Here is a 17,266-nt window from a genome sequence, read left to right on the forward strand (position 1 = left end):
GCCCGTGTAAACCTATATGACAGCTTTTAGACCTATATGAAAGGTCTGCTCATTGTGCTGATCCGCAGACTGGGTTTGCAGGAGCGCTGCGCGCGCTCATCGTCACCCCGGGCTTGACCCGGGGTCCCGCTGTTCGTCGTCGCCAAGCGGGACCGCGGGTCAAGCCCGGGGTGACGAGAATGGGCTAAGCTGAAAGCCGGCCGTTACCAGCAACTATATCCGCCGTCGGCCAGCACGATGCTGCCCGTCATCAAACTCGCCATGTCGGAGGCGAGGAAGAGGATCACCGACGCCACCTCCTCCGGCTCGCCGAGGCGACTTTGCGGGGTGCCATCGATCCAGCGGCGATACATCTCGCTCGTCTTGTCGGCAAAAGCGTTGAGCGGCGTAGCGATATAGGTCGGCGCAACCGCATTCACCCGCACGCCGCGGCCTGCCCATTCGGCGGCAAGGCTCTTGGTAAGCTGATGTACCGCGGCCTTGGACGCGTTGTAATAGCTTTGCGGCTGCGGCCGATTGACGATGAAGCCCGACATCGACCCCACATTGACGATGCTCCCCTGCCCCGCCGCGAGCATGTGGCGACCAAAGGCGCGCGCGCACCAGAAGCTGCCGTTGAGATTGACGTCGAGCACATTCAGCCAATGCTCGTCGGCAACCTCCTCGGCCGCCGTCTCGCTGCGCGCGATCCCGGCATTGTTGACGAGGATGTCGACCCGGCCGTCGCGCGCCAGCATCGCGGCGGCGGCGGCATCGACGGCCGTGCTGTCGGTGACGTCGAGCGCCTCTGCGAAGACGGCATAGCCCTTGGCAGCAAGATCGGCGACGGCGCGATCGAGCGCGGCGGTGTCCCTGTCGGCGATCGTCACCTTCGCCCCCGCTTCGGCCAGCGCCTCGGCGGTCGCGAGGCCGATGCCCTGCGCACCGCCCGTAACGAAGGCGGTGCGCCCATCGAGGCGCAGCTTGTCGAGATACATAGAGTCTACTCCGGAACGAAGGCGGCGGCGGGCATCACGGGTTCGTGCAGCGCCTCGCCGCGCGTCACCTGATACACCATGCGGTACCCGCCGAACTCGGGCCACGGCATCGCGCCCGTTCGGGCGAAACCGGCCCATAAGTCATGCACCCGGTCGGCGAGCGCCTGTGGCGGGTCCATTCCCGCCAGGCCTTGCGGGCCCGTGACGCTCGGCAGCGTCTTGAACACGAACGGCATCTCGATCCCATGGCATGCGCCGAGTTCGCCGTCGCACGCGGGCGAGCGCCAGTCGAACTCGTACATCCACGTCTGGCCCTGATGCGCCGCGGCATATTGTCGTGCCGGCCAGCGGAAGACGAGGTCGTTCATCGCGTCGGTCAGCGCCTCGCCCGGCCGCACGCCCGGTTGCTTGTAGCCATAGGCCTTCAGCACCGCTTTCGCCTCCGGATGCGACCGCCCGAGCAGCCAGCGTGCGAACAGCCCGCCGATCTTTTTCCGGACTCCCGTGGGCACGAAATAGAGGTTCATCTCATCGGCATTGGAGCCGATGACAATTTCCACATCGCTACCGGCACCTTTGCGCAGCGCGTCGATCGGCTTTTCGGGAAGCACATCGTCGCCATAGACCGGGATGAAGCGGCTGATCCCATAGACCGGCTCGCGCCCGTCTCCGTCGCGGAGGTCGACCGCCCACGGCTTGGCAACCTTGTCGATCGCGTCCATCGCGTCCTTGTCGGACACCGGTAGAAATCCGCTCGCGTCGGGCACGATACGCAGCACTTTCGCCAACTTCCGCACCAACCGCTGCGCCACCCCGATCTCGCGCACCATCGCCCCATGCCCGCTCTGAATGATCGCGCGCTGGAACAGCCCCTTCGCGAGCGGCGAAGTCACAAGATCGGCAATCGCCATCGCCCCCGCACTCTCGCCGAACACGGTGACCTTGGCGGGATCGCCGCCGAAAGCCGCGATATTGCGCTGAACCCATGCAAGCGCGAACAGCATGTCACGCAGGCCAAGGTTCGTTGGGACGCCGGGTACGGGCAGGAAGCCGTCGATCCCCATGCGATAATTGATCGCGACACATACGGCGCCCGATTCCGCAAACGCGGTGCCGTCATGCACAGGGGCATCCTTGCAGCCCCCGACGAAGCCGCCACCATGGATGAAGACCATGACCGGCGCGGTTTTGGCATCGGTCGGCGCCCAGACGTTGAGGCGAAGATAATCGCCGTCGCTGCCGTCGCTGCCATGACCGACGAGCGGCGTCGGGTCGACCATGGGAAAAGGCCTGATCCGGTGCGGCGCTGCGGGACCCGGATCGTTCATGTCGCGCACGCCGTCCCACGCCTGCGGCGGTTGCGGCAGCTCGAAACGTTTCGGCGGTGCCGCATAGGGAACGCCAAGAAAAATTGCTATCGAGCCGCGAATTCGACCGCGGATCGAGCCGCCATCGACCTGGATTGAAGCGCTATTTCGTTCGTCGGTCATGGCGGGGGGATATCATCTCGCGCGCCATCGCACCTAGACCGGCGGATGTGCCCGGCGAAATAGGAAATATGCCCGGCGCCCTGAAGGGGTCGCGCGCGGACCGGCGCTCGTGCCCGAATGATCGCGACAGCGGACGCCCCGCGTCGCGATCACCGCCTCGGCAAGTCGATCCGATCAGCCCTTTTTGGGAGCGTCCCCGGCCCCGTCGGCATATTTGATCGAGCAGCCATAGGGCTGCGCAAATGCCGTCGCGACAGGCCGCCCTGCCGCGTGGTCGTCGAGCGCCGCGCGGACAAAATTCTTCGCACCCTGCAGATCCTCGACCTTGTTGGTCGGCTTGTCATCGATGCCGCCGGCATAAATGATCCGCCCCTCGCCATCGATCACGCGCATGTCGGGCGTCGTCTTTGCGCCATAGGCCTTACCCGTCGCGCCGGTCGGATCGAGGAGGAGATGGGTGAAGCTCGCGTTGAAACGCTGCCCCCAGTTCTTCGCACGCTCGCCCTCGACAAAGCCCTGTTCGCCGGGCGCCGACGAAATGATCGTCAGCCAGACGACGCCGTCCGCAACCGCTTGCTTCTGCAACGCCTGCATCGCGCCGCTATAATGTTTCTTCACATAGGGGCAGTCCTCGTTCGTCCATTCGAGTACCACGGTCTTGCCGCGAAAGTCGGCCAGCGAGACTTGCTTGCCATTGGCGTCGGCGAGTTGAAAGGCGGGCGCGATCTGACCGCCGGCGGCCTCCACCTTTTCCTTCCCTGCGGGCGCTTCGGCTGTTTTTTCCGCGGGCTGTCCGCAACCGGCGAGCATCAGCGCCGACGCAGCGGCGATCGAAAGCAATGCATGTTTCACGGCTATTCTCCTCTCGGTCATCATCAAGTTCAACCTTTCGCCCCAGCCCGCTTCACCGCATCGGCGACGATGCCCGGCGTCAAGAGCTGCGGCAATATTTCGGGCTCCGCCTTGCCCGGCGAATAGACGAGATAAAGCGGGACGCCGGAACGGCCGAAGCGTTCGAGTTCGCGCGCGATCAGGTCGTCGCGCCGCGTCCAGTCAGCAACCATGTAAACCGCCTCGTTGCCGGCAAACAATGCCCGCGTTCCCTCATTCGCGAGCGCGGCACGCTCGTTGACCTTGCAGGTGACGCACCAGTCGGCGGTGAAGTTCACGAAAACGACCTTGCCCTCCGTCCGCGCGGCAGCGACGGCGTCCTGCGACCAGGCCGTCTGCGACGCGGTTTGCGAACTCGCGGCCTCATTGTCTGGCGTTAGCGACGCGGCCGACACCGTGAGGGTCGCCGCCACCAACAACGCCAATGTCGACGCAGCAGTCGTAGCAATCGCGCGTCGTCCCGACATTCGCGCGACCTGCCGCCAACCCCACAGGGTCAGCGCGAATGCCAAAAGGAGACCAGCGGCAAGGATCAATGCCAGCGCTTCGCCGCTCGTCTGGCGCGCGAACACCCAGACCAGCCACAGGGCGGCGCCGTACATCGGAAAGGCGAGGATCGATTTGAGGCGGTCCATCCACGGGCCGGGTTTTGGAAAGCGTCCGAGCAGGCCGGGCGACAGGCTGATGATCAGATAGGGAAGCGCCAGGCCCAGCCCGAGCATCGCGAAAACGGCCAGCGCCATCGGTGCCGGCATGACGAGCGCCGCGCCGAGCGCAAATGCCATAAAGGGCGCGGTACAGGGGGCCGCCACGACCACCGCGAGAACGCCGGTGAAAAACGCGCCGGACCCGCCGGGTAGCCGCGTCAGTCCACCACCCGTTCCACTTCCCGAAAGGGCAATCTCGAACACCCCCGAAAGGTTGAGGCCGACTGCCAGCATCAGCAGCGCAAGCGCCGCGGTGACCGCCGGGTTCTGGAGCTGGAAGCCCCAACCCGCTGCCTCGCCCGCCGCGCGGAGCGCGAGCAGAACGCCGGCAAGCAGAATGAATGTCGTCAACACGCCGAGGAGGAAAGCGATACCGTCGCGCCGGGCCTCGCGCGGCGCATGTGCGGTGGCCGACAGCGATGCGGCCTTCATCGCCAGGATCGGGAATACGCAGGGCATGAGATTGAGGATGAGGCCGCCGATTAGCGCAAACAGCGCGGCTTGGCCAAAGAAGAGGAGGCTGGTTTCTGTGCTTACTGCGGGAGGCGCCCGCGCATCTGCGACGATTTCCCACGCTCCGCCCGATGTCGCAATCACCCCTCGCACTGGCTTCGCAAGGCCGCTCGCGAGTATGGCGCCCCCGGCCTTCATCCGGAGGATAAGGTCATCGCCTTTCCCTTCGGCGCGCTGATCGGCGGGATGTTCGACGATGCCGCCCTCGAAGGGAAAGAAATAGGCATCCCCGCCGCCCGCACCACGCAAAGTCGGACCGCGCAAGGTGAGGACAAGATCGGCACCATCGCGCGAAATATGCGCATCGATGTCAGCGGCGCGCGGAGCAGCATTGACGACGCGTTCGAGAGCGGCCCCATCGGCGCCGGCCAGCGGAGACGTCCCGTCGCGGATCGCAAGGTCGAGGCTCACCGTCCGCTCGTCGGGAACGCACATGTCCTCGCTGCAGACCATCGATAGGACCTTGACGCTGAGCGGCACGATCGACCCGGCTTTTGCCGTGCGCGGTACCTCGATCGGGACGGGCAGATAGACCTGCCGCGAATAGCCGTAGTTCATCAGCCCCTTGACCGGCTGGCGTTCGGGGAGCGGCCACAGGATCGGCCCGGCGGAGACGCCGGCCGGAAGCGTCCAGGTCAATTCGGTCGCACCGCCCGAATCCCCCGGATTGCGCCAATATGTATGCCAGCCGGGCGCGATGTCCTGTCGGACGGCGACGATCGCCGTCGACCCGGGGGCCGCCCATTGGTGCATCGGGGCGAGCGAGACTTCGACATTCGGCGAAAACATCGTCTGCGCCGAGCTTGTCGCCGCGCCGGTTACCGCGATGAGCAATGCAAACAGGATAAGGCGGAACGAAGCGATCATGGACAGACCCGTCGAAAAATTTCGGACGCGACACGCCGGTCTGCCGCGCGGGGGAAAGGAGCATCACGATTTTGTCGCAACATTATGGCAGAGGCAAATCTATCCGCGCTGCCGCCACCAAAGCCGTCGCCAGGCCAGCCCGAACCAGCTTGATCAGCAATATGGCGCGCCCGGCAGGATTCGAACCTGCGACCACCCGCTTAGAAGGCGGGTGCTCTATCCAGCTGAGCTACGGGCGCGTGCACGAGGCTGTGGGCAGCGCGAATAGCGCGGTTTGCGTATGCTGCAAAGCACGTTAAGCAGCGGCTGCATGTCTGACTCTCCTTCCCTGACGAACAAGCCGGTCGCGGTCAGCGCCGCCAGCGTGCGTCACTTCCGCTATTACGACCTTTTGATGGCGGCGTTCGTCGCAATACTGTTGTTGTCGAACATCATCGGAGCGTCAAAACCCAGCTACGTTACGCTGCCGGACGGCACGCAATGGGCGTTCGGTGCCGGGGTCCTGTTCTTTCCGATCAGCTATATCATCGGCGACGTGCTGACCGAGGTCTATGGCTATGCCCGCGCCCGGCGTGTCATCTGGACGGGGTTCGCCGCGCTCGCCTTCATGGCGTTCATGGCATGGATCGTCGTAGCATTGCCGCCCGCCGACGGCTGGCCCGGACAGGCGAGCTACGAGTTCGTCTTCGGCAATAGCTGGCGCATCGTCATCGCGTCGATGACGGCCTTTTGCGTGGGCGAATTTGCAAACTCCTATGTGCTGGCACGAATGAAACTATGGACCGGCGGCAAGCAATTATGGGCGCGGACGATCGGGTCTACAATTGTCGGTCAGGGTCTCGACAGCCTGATTTTCTATCCGCTCGCCTTTTACGGCCTGGCCGGCTGGCCGCCCGAGCAGCTTTACGAAGTCGTCCTGTCGCAATGGCTGATCAAGACCGCGTGGGAAGCCGCACTGACGCCCGCAACCTATGTGGTCGTGGGCGCGTTGAAGCGGCGCGAAGGTGTCGATGTGTTCGACGAAGGCACCGATTTCAACCCGTTCGGCGCCAAGGTTTGATCCCATGACTCTCATCGAAATCGCCTCGCTGTTCGAGGCGCGAAAAGGCTCGGTCATCGACGCTACCGGGCTCGATAAGGACGCGCTGCATATCTATTTCGGGTTGGCGTTGTTCCTCACCATCCGGCTCGTGTGGCGCTGGCGTGGCGGCTGGATCGTTGCCTGGCTCGCGGTAATTGCGATGGCCTGCGGCGGCGAATGGCTGGACATGACGGCCGAAGTCGGACGATCGGCAATCCAGCCCGACCCCGCGCATTGGCACGACATCTGGAACACGGCCTTCTGGCCTACTGTCCTGCTAATCGTCGGTCGCTGGCTTCAACCTAAAGCAAAAGTCCCGGCCGCCGCGCCGGAACCCACCTCAGGCGAGGACGCCGAGCGCCGCTTCGAACAGGCGTAGTCCGTCGGTGCCGCCATGCGCGCGATCGATCGCGCGCTCGGGGTGCGGCATCATACCGAGCACATTGCCGGCGTCATTGAGCACGCCCGCGATATCGCGCGCCGATCCATTGACACTGTCGGCGTAGCGGAAGGCGACGCGCCCCTCACCCTCGATCCGGTCGAGCGTGCCTGCGTCCGCGAAATAATTGCCGTCATGATGTGCGACGGGAATGTTGATTTCTTCGCCCGCGTTATAGCTCGCGGTGAACAGCGACTGGCTGTTCTCGACCTTCAACGGTACGGTACGGCACACGAAGTTGAGGCCGGCATTGCGCATCAATGCGCCGGGCAGCAACTGCGCTTCGGTCAACACCTGAAAGCCGTTGCACACGCCGAGCACGGGAACGCCGCGGCCCGCGGTGTCCGAGACCGCGCGCAGGATCGGCGACCGCGCGGCCATCGCGCCCGAACGGAGATAATCGCCATAGGAAAAGCCGCCCGGCAGCGCGATGAAGTCGATGCCATCCGGCAGTTCGGTCTCGCGATGCCACACCATCGCGGGGGCGCGGCCGGTCACCTGCTCCAGCGCAACGGCCATGTCGCGATCGCAGTTGGAACCCGGAAAGACAATAACGGCGGTCTTCATGGCTTGGGCTCCTGTTACGGGCGTTCGATACGGTAGTTTTCGATCACCGTGTTGGCGAGCAGCTTGGCGCACATCGCGTCAAGGTCGGCATCGCTCGTGCCGTCGGCGACGTCGAGTTCGATGAAGCGGCCCGCACGGACATCGGCAACGCCGCCGAAACCAAGCCCCTCAAGCGCATGATGGATCGCCTTGCCCTGCGGGTCGAGCACCCCTGGCTTGAGCGTCACATAGACATTCACTTTCATGGGGGCGGACCTTTGCTTTGACGGGCGGAGAATATGCGCGCGCCTATGCCCGCGAATCACTTCGGGGGCAAGGGCCGGAGGACCGGCCGATCGCTGAAAAATGCCGTTGTTCGGATTGCGAACCAGTCGCATCTTTCCTGTTGCGAATCCCTCGCACTATCCCTAAATCAGCATTGTTGAGAAGGATTCGCACATGGTCGTCTGTGTCTGCAACGCAATAAGGGAAAGCCAGCTGCGTGATGTCGCGCGCGATGGCCAATTGCGGTGCGCCAAGGCCGCCTATGCGCAATTGGGTCGCAAACCCAAGTGCGGCCAGTGCCTGCCTTTCGCTCGCAATATCATCAGCGACGTCGCCGCGACCGCCTGATTTTTCTTGGTTTTCCGCCATTTTTGACCTTGGCCTGAAGGGGCTGGGGCGCGTATAATGCGCCCACTCCATTCCAAGACAAAAATGACAGGACAGACACCATGAAGGGCGACGAAAAGGTCATCGATTTTCTGAACGAGGCGCTCAAGAACGAGCTGACCGCGATCAACCAATATTGGCTGCATTATCGAATGCTCGACAATTGGGGCGTGGCGAAGCTCGCAGCGTTCGAACGCGAAGAATCGATCGACGAGATGAAGCACGCCGACAAGCTGGCCGACCGCATCCTCTTCCTCGGCGGCCTTCCCAATTTCCAGATGCTCGGGCGCCTCCGCGTCGGCGAGACGGTCGAAGAGATTTTGAAGGCCGACCTCGCGCTCGAAGAAGAAGCGCTCCCGCTGCTTAAGGATGCAATCGCGCATTCGGAAAGCGTACGCGACTATGTCAGCCGCGACCTGTTCGCCGACATTCTCGAAAGCGAAGAGCATCATGTCGACGAACTGGAAAAGCAGTTCGAGATGATCGAACGCATGGGTATCGCAAATTATATCCAGCTCCAGTCGAAGCCGGTGAGCGACGACTGAGTGATTCGGCGACGGAAAGGGCATGTCCACACCCTAAGTCGTTGAGAAAAGAGGCGCTTTCGGGCGCCTCTTTTTTCGCTTGTATTTGCGAATAATTCTCAATAGCAAGGTGCGGCAGTCCCCTCCTGCCGGCCGCTGCAACTTAAAGCTGCGCTTTAAAGCGGCCGGCATCTTTTTAAAAACGGGACGGACGGACTGCATGGGCCGGGAGAAACGAACCTCATGCAAAGCAGCGAGCTGATCCGCCAATTGTCCGAACAGCCGCTGGTGCGCGATTTGACCGTCGAAGCAGCGCAGGCTGTGCTCGCCCTCAGATACTGCATTCTATGCCGCCGCAGCGAACGCGACCCGATGCCCGAACTCGAACGGCGATGGGGCAATATCCTCGCCGCGCGCCGCTATCGCCTTGTGGTCGAAGCGATCGGCCATGTCTGGCCCGAACCCTTTGCGGTCGCCCCGCCCTGCTGCCCGCGCGTCAGTTTCGACGAAGCGCTGCTCGCCGCAATCGTCGGCGCTGCCTCGCGCAGCGACCGCGTTCAATTCGACTGGCTGACCGCCGAGATGCTCGGCAGCGACGCGCGGGAGATGCTGTTCGTCGCACTCGAGAATTTCATCCGCGCCCGCGCCCCGGGGCGAGTGTAGCGTCCGTTGTGGGGTGGTGAGCTGACATCCCATTTTCGTCACCCCGGACTTGATCCGGGGTCCCGCTTGAGGTCCAAGCCGGTCGATGCGCAAGAAAAGCGGGATCCCGGGTCAAGCCCGGGATGACGATAGGGAGAGGGCCGCAATCGGCCGAAAACTGCCCCTTCGCTGCCTAATCGCTCGCGACCGGCTCTACGTCCAGGAAACCCTGCTCGCACACCGGGCTGTCATCTCCGGCGAGGCAGTCCGACCAGCGATATAATTTCTCGATGCGAATGGTTGGACCGTCGGACCCGCCGCCGCCCATGCCGATAAATTGCTTGCCTATGACCTCCCCGATGATCGTGACATTGCTGTGCGCATTTATCAGGTCGGCATCATAGACGCCCGGTCCACAGGCGACGAAGGTCTGGTAGGTCGGTTCGGGTGTCCAGCGCGGCTCACCATAATCGCCGCTCCGCGCGAAGAGGATCGTCAGGCAAGGTCCGTCGATGGCATAGACGCCGCCCGCCCAGCGCACGCGCTTGCCGATATGCTGTTCGCCCAGCGCGTCGTCGGGCGTCAGCGGGGCAACCTCGGCCGTCCGCAAGGCTTCGATCTGCCGCAGGAGTTCGGCTTGTCCATCCACTTCCTTGGGTTCGGACGGCCGGGTCCAGGCGGCGGTGGCGCCCAGCGCAAGCAACGCGAAAAGCGCAGCCGCCCCGATGGCGCGGGAACCGACAGGATTTCTCTTCGACCACAACACGGCTCGCAGCCTGTTATTTGCCCGCCTTGTCGCTAACCGCCTTGATCACCAGCGCCTTGTCATCGACCAGATAGCGCTTCGCGAGAGCCTGCAACTCAGCCGGCGTCGCCGCCTCGACCTCGCCGATCCCCTTACGGCTGCGGTCGAGGCGATCGGCGTGGCTTGCCGCTTCCGAAACATAGTTCAGCCAATAGCTGTTCTCACGCCGCGATTTGACCATCGCTTCGAGCAACGGCTTACGCGCACGATCGAGCAGGTCGGCGTCGACGGGTTTGTCGCGCAATTCCTTGGCGATGGCGAAGATCGCGGCGCGCGTTGTCGCGAGATCCTTGTAGTCGACGTTGCTCGCAGCGAAAAGATGGCCATAGCCCGGAAACTCGTCCGACAAGCTTGCCGCCGCTCCGGGGCTGTAGCTTTCACCTAGCTTTTCGCGCAATTCTTCGGTCAGCATTAGCTGCATCACGCGCGACAACAGGGTGAGCTGCATCGCTTCGGCCAGGTCGCTGTCGTCGCGCGCCGGCCAATATACGCGCAGTTCCGCTTGTTCGGCGGGCCCCTTGTGGATCAACGTGCGTTCGCTGCGGTCGGTCGCATATTGGCGAATACGGGCATCGGCGCGCGGATCGAAGGCCGCACGCCGCTCAGGCAGCGCACCGAAGGTCGCGGCGATGGCGTCGATCGCCGACTGTTCGCCGATATCCCCGACGACGCCGATCTCGATCGCGCCATGCGCGAAGCTGTCGGCGACGACGGGCTTGAGCTGCGCCCAGTCGAGCGCCATCACCTTTTCGAGCGGCGGGGTCTGCGAGCGTGGGTCGTCATTGGCAAGAATGCCGCCGACATCGCGCCCTAGCACTGCCGCCGGCGTCGCGTCGTTCGCCGCATATTGCTGAGGCAGCACGCGGCGGATCAACGCGAGCCCGTCGGCGCGGTATCCGGGGTGCGTAAGATAGGCCGCCATCAGCTTGGCCTGCAGCGCGAAATCCTCGGGCGAGGTCAGCGCGCTACCGCCAAAGGCATCGGTGGAGTTGCCGAAGACCGGGCTGATCGTCTTGCCTGCAAGGATCGAGCGCAGATCGTCGAGGCTGTGCGCCTCGAGCCCGCCGAGCATCAGCGACCCCGCAAGCGACACCTTCGTCGGATCGTCTCGCGTCGCGAGCAGGTTACCGCCGTCGACGCGCAGCGACAGCATGACCTTGTCCTTCTGGAAATCGGTCGTCTTGATGTTGAGCATCACATTATTGGCAAAGCGGATGCGGCGGATACCAAGATCCTCGACGCGTTCGTCGCTGACGATTTTGCCCGGGGTACCGAAACTATCGTAGGCAAAGGCAGCATTCGCCGCCTCGGTCGGTGCAGCGACGGCAACCTTGGTCGATGCCCGCAAATCGGCGAGGATCGCGGCCGTGCCGCCCTCGATCGGCTTTTTCGCCGAGACGCGCGCGAGCGGCGCACTCAGACCTTCCATTCGCTTGCGAAAAGCCGCGGTGACCGCTGCGGCGTTCAGCGAAGGCGCCGCCGCTTCGAACAATGCCTGCGACGTTTCCGGACGCACGAAGACGAAATCGCCCTCGGCCGCCGCGATCAGCGTATCGGCCAGGCCGTCGCTGCGCCGCGTCGTGACGCCCGCAACGGCATTTTTGAACGCGGTGCGGCGGTTCGCGATCTGCTCGTCGACCTCGGCCTGTGTAAAGCCATGCTCGACCGCGCGACGCTGTTCCTGCTCGACGAGCGCGAGCGCCTCTTTCCACGCGCCTTCCTTGGCGACCGCGCCGATGGTGACTTGATCGAATTTCTTCCACCCTTCGGCGTCGCTGAAATAGCCGGTCAGGATCGGCGAATCCTCATTCAGCGCGATCTTTGCGAGCCGGCGGCTGATGATCGCCTCACCGACGTCCTCGGCAAGCTTGCGCGCACGCTTCGCTTTGGTGTCGGGCTCGTCCACCCAAGGCTTGAAGCTTGCGATCGTCACAGAATCCTGGATCGCGGGATCGACGAAATCGTCCGCCGCGGATGCCCGCTTATAGTCGACATTGCCGATATCCGGGTCGGCACCGGCGGGGCCGCGCCCTTTCCAATCGGCAAAGCGCGCCTTGATCTTCGCCTCCATCGCCGCAGGATCGAAATCGCCGACCATCACCAACGTCGCGCGTTCGGGGCGGTAATAGCGCTCGTAAAGGTCACGGATACGCGATGCGGGCGCGGTCTTGATCACCTCCTCGGTCCCGACGGGGATGCGGTTCGCAACCGTCATTCCCTTCATCTGGAAATCGAGCTGGTCGATCAGATTGCGCAGTTGATAGGTATCGCGCGCGCGCCGCTCGGACAGGATGATCCCGCGCTCGCGGTCGACCGCGGCGGGATCGATCGTCAGATTACCGCCCGTCTCGCGCATCAGCATCAGGCCCGTGTCGATCAGATCGTCCGATGCGTTGGGCAGGTCGAGCTTGTAGATCGTCTCATCGAAGCCGGTCGACGCATTGGTATCGGCGCCGAACGCCAGCCCTTTGCGTTCGAGCAGCTTGATCATCTCGCCCTCGGGCACGTTGGTCGATCCGTTGAACGCCATATGTTCGAGGAAGTGCGCGAGGCCGCGCTGGTCTTCGGCCTCTGCGAAGCTGCCGACCGCGAAGCGCATGCGCAGCACGACGCTGTCCTTGGGCGTGCTGTTCTTCAGCAGCGCATATTTCATCCCGTTGGTCAGCACGCCGAAGATGATGTTCGGGTCGACCGGCACGTCGCTCGCCGCGAAGTTCCACGCCTTGGCCGCCTCGCTCTGCGGATTGACCGCCGCCGATGCGGCAACCTTTACGGCCGCTTCTCTGGCCCAGGCCGGGGCGGTGCTGGCGATGAGGAAAACGAGGGGCGACAGCGCGGTCGAAGCACGCCGGACAAAGGACTTGGTCATTCGCCAGATGTGGCCACCGCCCTGCGGGCGGTCAAGCCAGTGTTACGCGACCCGGCCGATGCTTTCGACAGACGACGTCTTCTCGCGATCGGCGGCTTTCGCAGCATAGAGTGCGCGGTCGGCAACCTCGAGCAATTTGCGCGCGCTGTCGCCATGTTCGGGCCAGCTCGCGGTGCCGATTCCCGCGCCGACGCCGATCGACCGGCCGCCGATGCGGTAGGGCGCGGCGAGCGCGGAAAGAACATGGTCGGCGAGCGATGTTTTGAGCAGGATCGACCCGGCGGGGACGAGGATCGCAAATTCATCGCCGCCTTGGCGCGCGACCACCGCATGATCGCCGCATGCGCGCCGCAGACGCTCGGCGAGTTCGCACAAGACGCCGTCGCCGATAGCGTGGCCGTGCTGGTCGTTGATCGGCTTGAAGCCGTTGAGATCGAGCAGCGCGATCGCAAACGGGCTCGACGCGTCGCCTTTCGCAATTTCCTCGTCGAGCCGCATGTCGAACTCGCGGCGATTGGCGAGGCCGGTCAGCGGATCGGTGTGCGCAAGGTCGCGCATCTGATGCTGAAGCTGGAGCAGGTCGATGAGTTGGTCATGCTGCTGAAGAATCATGCGGAGCAGGAAGATCGTGGCGACGACCAGGCTGGTGCCCGCAGCGATTTCGGGCGGGTTACCCGACGTCAGCATCAGGAACGAAATCGGCACAAGCCCGATCAGCAGGTTGATGAAGGTCGCCAGGCGGATCGACGACAGGCAATAAGCGGTCGCGAGCGAGCCCATCGCCATGATCATCGCATAATAGCTGTGCGTCGAGGGCGGAGCGGCCATCCAGTTGATCACCGTCCAGCTACTGCACATCGCGCCCGTCGTTCCCGACAGCCACATCGATTCCTTGATCATCCTCCGCGCGCGGCGCAGGCTCATTCGCCGGCCGCGATTGTGCATCAGAAAAATGAAGCCGAGCAAACCGATGATCGCGAGCGTAACCGGAAAGCCGATGCGGACGATCGGGTGAACCGTGTCGACGCCCGCATAGATGGCGGTCGGCGTCGTCGCCGCCAGCATCAGGAACAGCATCGGGGTCAGCGTTTCGACGCGATTGGCGCGCAGCAAGGCGACGTCGTCCCGAATCGCATCCGGAATCGGCGGAAAAAAGCGCGTCCGCAGCCAGTGATAGACCCCCGTCATAGGGGCTGGATAGCAAGCGCAAGTAAAGCAGGGGTTAAGGAATGAAAACCTGTCTTATCACTTACCTAACGGCTCCGCACGGGCACATGGCTTGCGAAATATTAACCATGTTTAGCGATAGCGACCGCCGAATTTATCGCGCCCGACAGGAGCAACGCCATGTCTTATCCGATGACGCCTTTGACTTCACCCGCCGCCGCGCCGACCGTGCCGATGCCGGCAAGCGATCCCACGCTGCCGCAGAATGACACGCCTGCCGAGCAGGCCGCGCGCGCCGCGCAGCTCACCGCGACGCAGGCGGTCTACACATGGACGACCGAAATCCCGACCCTGCCCGGCGTTCCACTCGCGACCGATGTGCCGAAGAGTGACGAGCCGACGATCGCCTGGTTCGTGATCCTGATCGGCGTCGGGCTCGGCATCGTGCGCAACGCGCTGACGGTAAAGCTGGGCGCCGTCGACAAGGGCGAACTTAACAGTCCGCGTGCCGAGTATGAGGCGGCATTGGTCGAGTGCGACGCGATCGAAACCTCGGCGGCGAAGATCGCGGCCGAACATGGCGTCCACACCGGTGGCAATATTTTCGAGCGCATGATCGGCGATGTCGAAAATGCGGTCGCCGCCGCGGAGCGTGATGCGCATGTCGCTTTGCTCAAGGGTTATAAGGACCGCCTCGAAGAACTGATGAAGGTCGAAGACGCCGACGGCCTCGGCAGCAAGACCCCGCGCAGCATTGAGGCGTATCGCGCACTGTTCGCGACGCTGCCGGTTCCGGGCATCAGCTATATGTTTCAGGACGATAACGAGTTCGCGCGCCTCCGCGTTCAAGGCCCGAACTGCATGTTGATCGCCGCGGTCGGCGATGCGTTGCCCGCCAATTTTCCGCTCAGCGCCGCGAAATATGCCGCCGTCGTCAATGGCGATACGCTGGCCGCCGCGCTGGCTGACGGACGCCTGTTCATGCTCGACTATGCCGCGCTCGCGGTGATCGACCCCGGCACTTATGGAACCGAGGCAAAATATATCTGGCAGCCGATGGCGCTGTTCGCGGTACCCCCGGGCGGATCGTCGCTGATTCCCGTCGCGATCCAGTGCGGACAGGATCCGGTCGACTATCCGATCTTCAGCCCCTCACCCGTTGCCGAGAAAATCTGGGGATGGGAAATGGCGAAGTTCGTCGTCCAGGTCGCCGACGGCAATTATCACGAGCTGTTCGCGCACCTTGCGCGCACGCATCTGGTGATCGAAGCCTTTGCGGTCGCGACGCACCGCCACCTCGCCGAAGTGCACCCGGTTTGGGCCCTGCTCGTCCCGCATTTCGAGGGCACCTTGTTCATCAACGAACAGGCGGCGACCTCGCTGATCGCGGCAGGCGGCCCGATCGACCATATTTTCGCGGGCACTATCGCATCGAGCCAGCTCGCCGCGGTCGATGCGCGCCTCGCTTTCGACTTTTATGGCAAGATGCTTCGCACCGACCTGTCTGCGCGCGGGGTCGGCGTCGATACTGCGCTTACCGACTATCCGTACCGCGACGACGCGCTGCTCGTGTGGGACGCGATCCACGAATGGGCGCGGCAATATGTCGACCTCTATTACGCCCATGACGCCGACGTCGTCGCCGACACCGAGCTGACGGCATGGGCGACGTGCCTCGCCGGCGAAGCCAAGATCAAAGGCTTCGGCCCCGTCACGACGCGCGCGCAGCTCGCCGAAATCTGTACGATGGTGATGTTCACCGCGAGCGCGCAGCATGCCGCGGTCAATTTCCCGCAAAAGAACATCATGGCCTTTGCGCCCGCCGTCACCGGCGCGGGCTGGCAGGCGGCACCGAACGGCCAGCGCGGGCACGACAAGCCGGGTTGGCTCGCGATGATGCCGCCGATGGCCCTCGCGCTCGAACAGCTCAATGTGCTCGAACTATTGGGGTCGGTGCATTATCGGCCGCTCGGCGATTATCGCAGCAACGCCTTTCCCTATCCGCTCTGGTTTCAGGATCCGCGCGTGACGGGGGCCGAGGGGCCGCTGGCATGGTTCCAGGCGGTGCTGCAGGGCGTCGAGGCGGAGATCGCCACGCGCAATGCCGAGCGGATGCAGCCTTATCCCTATCTGCAGCCGAGCCTGATCCCGACAAGCATCAATATCTAGTCAGACCAACCCCATCCGTTCGTGTCGAGCGAAGTCGAGACACCCCTAGGGGCAGCGCCAGGCCGAGAGGCATCTCGACTTCGCTCGATGCGAACGGGGATTAGAGAGCGAGTTGAAGCTCAGCTACCCTTTTTCTTCCGATGGCTCTCAAGGTCGAGCACCGCATTCTCGCTGCCCTCGGGCATCAGACCCAGCCGGCGCGCGACTTCCTGATAGGCCTCGACTTCGCCGCCAAGGTCGCGGCGGAAGCGGTCCTTGTCGAGCTTTTCATTCGTCGTCATGTCCCACAGACGGCAGCCGTCAGGGCTGATCTCGTCGGCGAGGATGATGCGGCTGAAGTCGCCTTCATAAAGGCGGCCGAATTCGAGCTTGAAGTCGACGAGGCGGATGCCGACCGCGGCGAACATGCCCGACATGAAGTCGTTGATGCGGATCGCCATGTCCTGAATGTCGTGAAGCTCGTCCTGGCTGCACCAGTTGAAGCAGGCGATATGCTCTTCGGCGACGAGCGGATCGCCCAGCGCGTCATCCTTGTAGCAATATTCGATCAGGGTGCGGGGAAGCTGCGTCCCTTCCTCGATGCCGAGGCGCTTCGACAGCGTTCCCGCGGCGACATTGCGCACGATCACTTCGATCGGCACGATCTCTACCTGGCGGATCAGCTGCTCGCGCATGTTGAGGCGGCGGATGAAGTGGGTCGGCACGCCGATATTGCCGAGCAGCGTGAACACATGCTCAGAAATTCGGTTGTTGAGCACGCCCTTGCCGTTGATCGTGCCGCGCTTCTGCGCGTTGAACGCAGTCGCGTCATCCTTGAAATACTGAATCAAAGTGCCCGGTTCGGGGCCTTCGTAAAGGATCTTGGCTTTGCCTTCGTAGATCTGGCGGCGACGGGCCATGGGCACAA

General features: G+C 63.5%; 16 protein-coding genes and 1 tRNA gene. 6 read left to right on the top strand and 11 right to left on the bottom strand.

The window, feature by feature from the left end; all coding sequences use genetic code 11:
- Positions 1-203 precede the first annotated feature (203 nt).
- The 5 genes from KEC45_RS15225 to KEC45_RS15245 form a co-directional block, all read right to left on the bottom strand.
- Complete coding sequence (locus tag KEC45_RS15225) at positions 204-977, bottom strand: SDR family NAD(P)-dependent oxidoreductase (RefSeq protein ID WP_062177139.1); 774 nt, start codon at positions 975-977, stop codon at positions 204-206.
- Positions 978-982: 5 nt separating this feature from the next.
- Positions 983-2,467 carry a carboxylesterase/lipase family protein gene (locus KEC45_RS15230; RefSeq protein ID WP_062177136.1) on the bottom strand — a complete coding sequence of 495 codons (1,485 nt, stop codon included), beginning with the start codon at positions 2,465-2,467 and terminating at the stop codon, positions 983-985.
- A 174-nt stretch (positions 2,468-2,641) separates the two neighbouring features.
- The gene (locus KEC45_RS15235) at positions 2,642-3,319 is read right to left on the bottom strand and encodes a thioredoxin family protein (RefSeq protein WP_202966774.1); all 678 of its coding nucleotides are present in this window, start codon (positions 3,317-3,319) and stop codon (positions 2,642-2,644) included.
- A 29-nt stretch (positions 3,320-3,348) separates the two neighbouring features.
- Positions 3,349-5,445 carry a protein-disulfide reductase DsbD gene (locus KEC45_RS15240; RefSeq protein ID WP_062177133.1) on the bottom strand — a complete coding sequence of 699 codons (2,097 nt, stop codon included), beginning with the start codon at positions 5,443-5,445 and terminating at the stop codon, positions 3,349-3,351.
- 162 nt (positions 5,446-5,607) lie between these two features.
- Positions 5,608-5,684: transfer RNA gene (locus KEC45_RS15245), tRNA-Arg, on the bottom strand.
- Positions 5,685-5,755: 71 nt separating this feature from the next.
- On the opposite strand from KEC45_RS15245, the gene KEC45_RS15250 reads away from it, so the two are divergent.
- Together KEC45_RS15250 and KEC45_RS15255 are read left to right on the top strand one after the other, a co-directional pair.
- Complete coding sequence (locus tag KEC45_RS15250) at positions 5,756-6,505, top strand: queuosine precursor transporter (RefSeq protein WP_062177050.1); 750 nt, start codon at positions 5,756-5,758, stop codon at positions 6,503-6,505.
- 4 nt (positions 6,506-6,509) lie between these two features.
- On the top strand, positions 6,510-6,905 hold the full coding sequence (locus tag KEC45_RS15255) for a hypothetical protein (protein ID WP_252171132.1): 396 nt from the start codon (positions 6,510-6,512) through the stop codon (positions 6,903-6,905).
- Here the strand turns inward: KEC45_RS15255 and purQ are convergent.
- Together purQ and purS are read right to left on the bottom strand one after the other, a co-directional pair.
- Positions 6,867-7,532, bottom strand: a complete 666-nt coding sequence (purQ, locus tag KEC45_RS15260; RefSeq protein WP_252171133.1) for a phosphoribosylformylglycinamidine synthase subunit PurQ — start codon at positions 7,530-7,532, stop codon at positions 6,867-6,869. The genes KEC45_RS15255 and purQ overlap by 39 nt on opposite strands.
- 14 nt (positions 7,533-7,546) lie before the next feature.
- Positions 7,547-7,777, bottom strand: coding sequence for a phosphoribosylformylglycinamidine synthase subunit PurS (purS, locus tag KEC45_RS15265; protein ID WP_037513977.1), 231 nt, complete (start codon positions 7,775-7,777; stop codon positions 7,547-7,549).
- Positions 7,778-7,970: 193 nt separating this feature from the next.
- On the opposite strand from purS, the gene KEC45_RS15270 reads away from it, so the two are divergent.
- The 3 genes from KEC45_RS15270 to KEC45_RS15280 all read left to right on the top strand — a co-directional run bounded on the left by KEC45_RS15270 (position 7,971) and on the right by KEC45_RS15280 (position 9,370).
- On the top strand, positions 7,971-8,144 hold the full coding sequence (locus KEC45_RS15270; protein WP_037513974.1) for a bacterioferritin-associated ferredoxin: 174 nt from the start codon (positions 7,971-7,973) through the stop codon (positions 8,142-8,144).
- A gap of 101 nt (positions 8,145-8,245) precedes the next feature.
- Entirely contained in the window at positions 8,246-8,728 is a 483-nt protein-coding gene (bfr, locus tag KEC45_RS15275) for a bacterioferritin (protein ID WP_062177042.1), read from the top strand.
- A 222-nt stretch (positions 8,729-8,950) separates the two neighbouring features.
- On the top strand, positions 8,951-9,370 hold the full coding sequence (locus KEC45_RS15280) for a hypothetical protein (RefSeq protein ID WP_062177039.1): 420 nt from the start codon (positions 8,951-8,953) through the stop codon (positions 9,368-9,370).
- 172 nt (positions 9,371-9,542) lie between these two features.
- Here KEC45_RS15280 and KEC45_RS15285 read toward each other — a convergent pair whose 3' ends face one another.
- Genes KEC45_RS15285 through KEC45_RS15295 form a run of 3 tightly spaced genes read right to left on the bottom strand, consistent with a single transcriptional unit; the run spans position 9,543 to position 14,211 of the window.
- Entirely contained in the window at positions 9,543-10,115 is a 573-nt protein-coding gene (locus KEC45_RS15285; RefSeq protein ID WP_252171134.1) for a Slp family lipoprotein, read from the bottom strand.
- Between the two features lie 13 nt (positions 10,116-10,128).
- Positions 10,129-13,023 (bottom strand): pitrilysin family protein, encoded by a 2,895-nt coding sequence (locus KEC45_RS15290; protein ID WP_252171135.1) that lies wholly within the window; start codon positions 13,021-13,023, stop codon positions 10,129-10,131.
- 42 nt (positions 13,024-13,065) lie between these two features.
- Positions 13,066-14,211 (bottom strand): diguanylate cyclase, encoded by a 1,146-nt coding sequence (locus tag KEC45_RS15295; RefSeq protein ID WP_238586537.1) that lies wholly within the window; start codon positions 14,209-14,211, stop codon positions 13,066-13,068.
- A gap of 159 nt (positions 14,212-14,370) precedes the next feature.
- Between KEC45_RS15295 and KEC45_RS15300 the strand changes: the two genes are divergently transcribed.
- Positions 14,371-16,359, top strand: coding sequence for a lipoxygenase family protein (locus KEC45_RS15300; protein ID WP_062177027.1), 1,989 nt, complete (start codon positions 14,371-14,373; stop codon positions 16,357-16,359).
- A gap of 119 nt (positions 16,360-16,478) precedes the next feature.
- On the opposite strand, the gene purC is transcribed toward KEC45_RS15300, so the two are convergent.
- Positions 16,479-17,258, bottom strand: coding sequence for a phosphoribosylaminoimidazolesuccinocarboxamide synthase (gene purC, locus KEC45_RS15305; protein WP_062177026.1), 780 nt, complete (start codon positions 17,256-17,258; stop codon positions 16,479-16,481).
- Positions 17,259-17,266 lie beyond the last annotated feature (8 nt).

It is taken from the genome of Sphingopyxis sp. USTB-05 (genome assembly GCF_023822045.1).
In the GTDB taxonomy this organism is placed as follows: domain Bacteria; phylum Pseudomonadota; class Alphaproteobacteria; order Sphingomonadales; family Sphingomonadaceae; genus Sphingopyxis.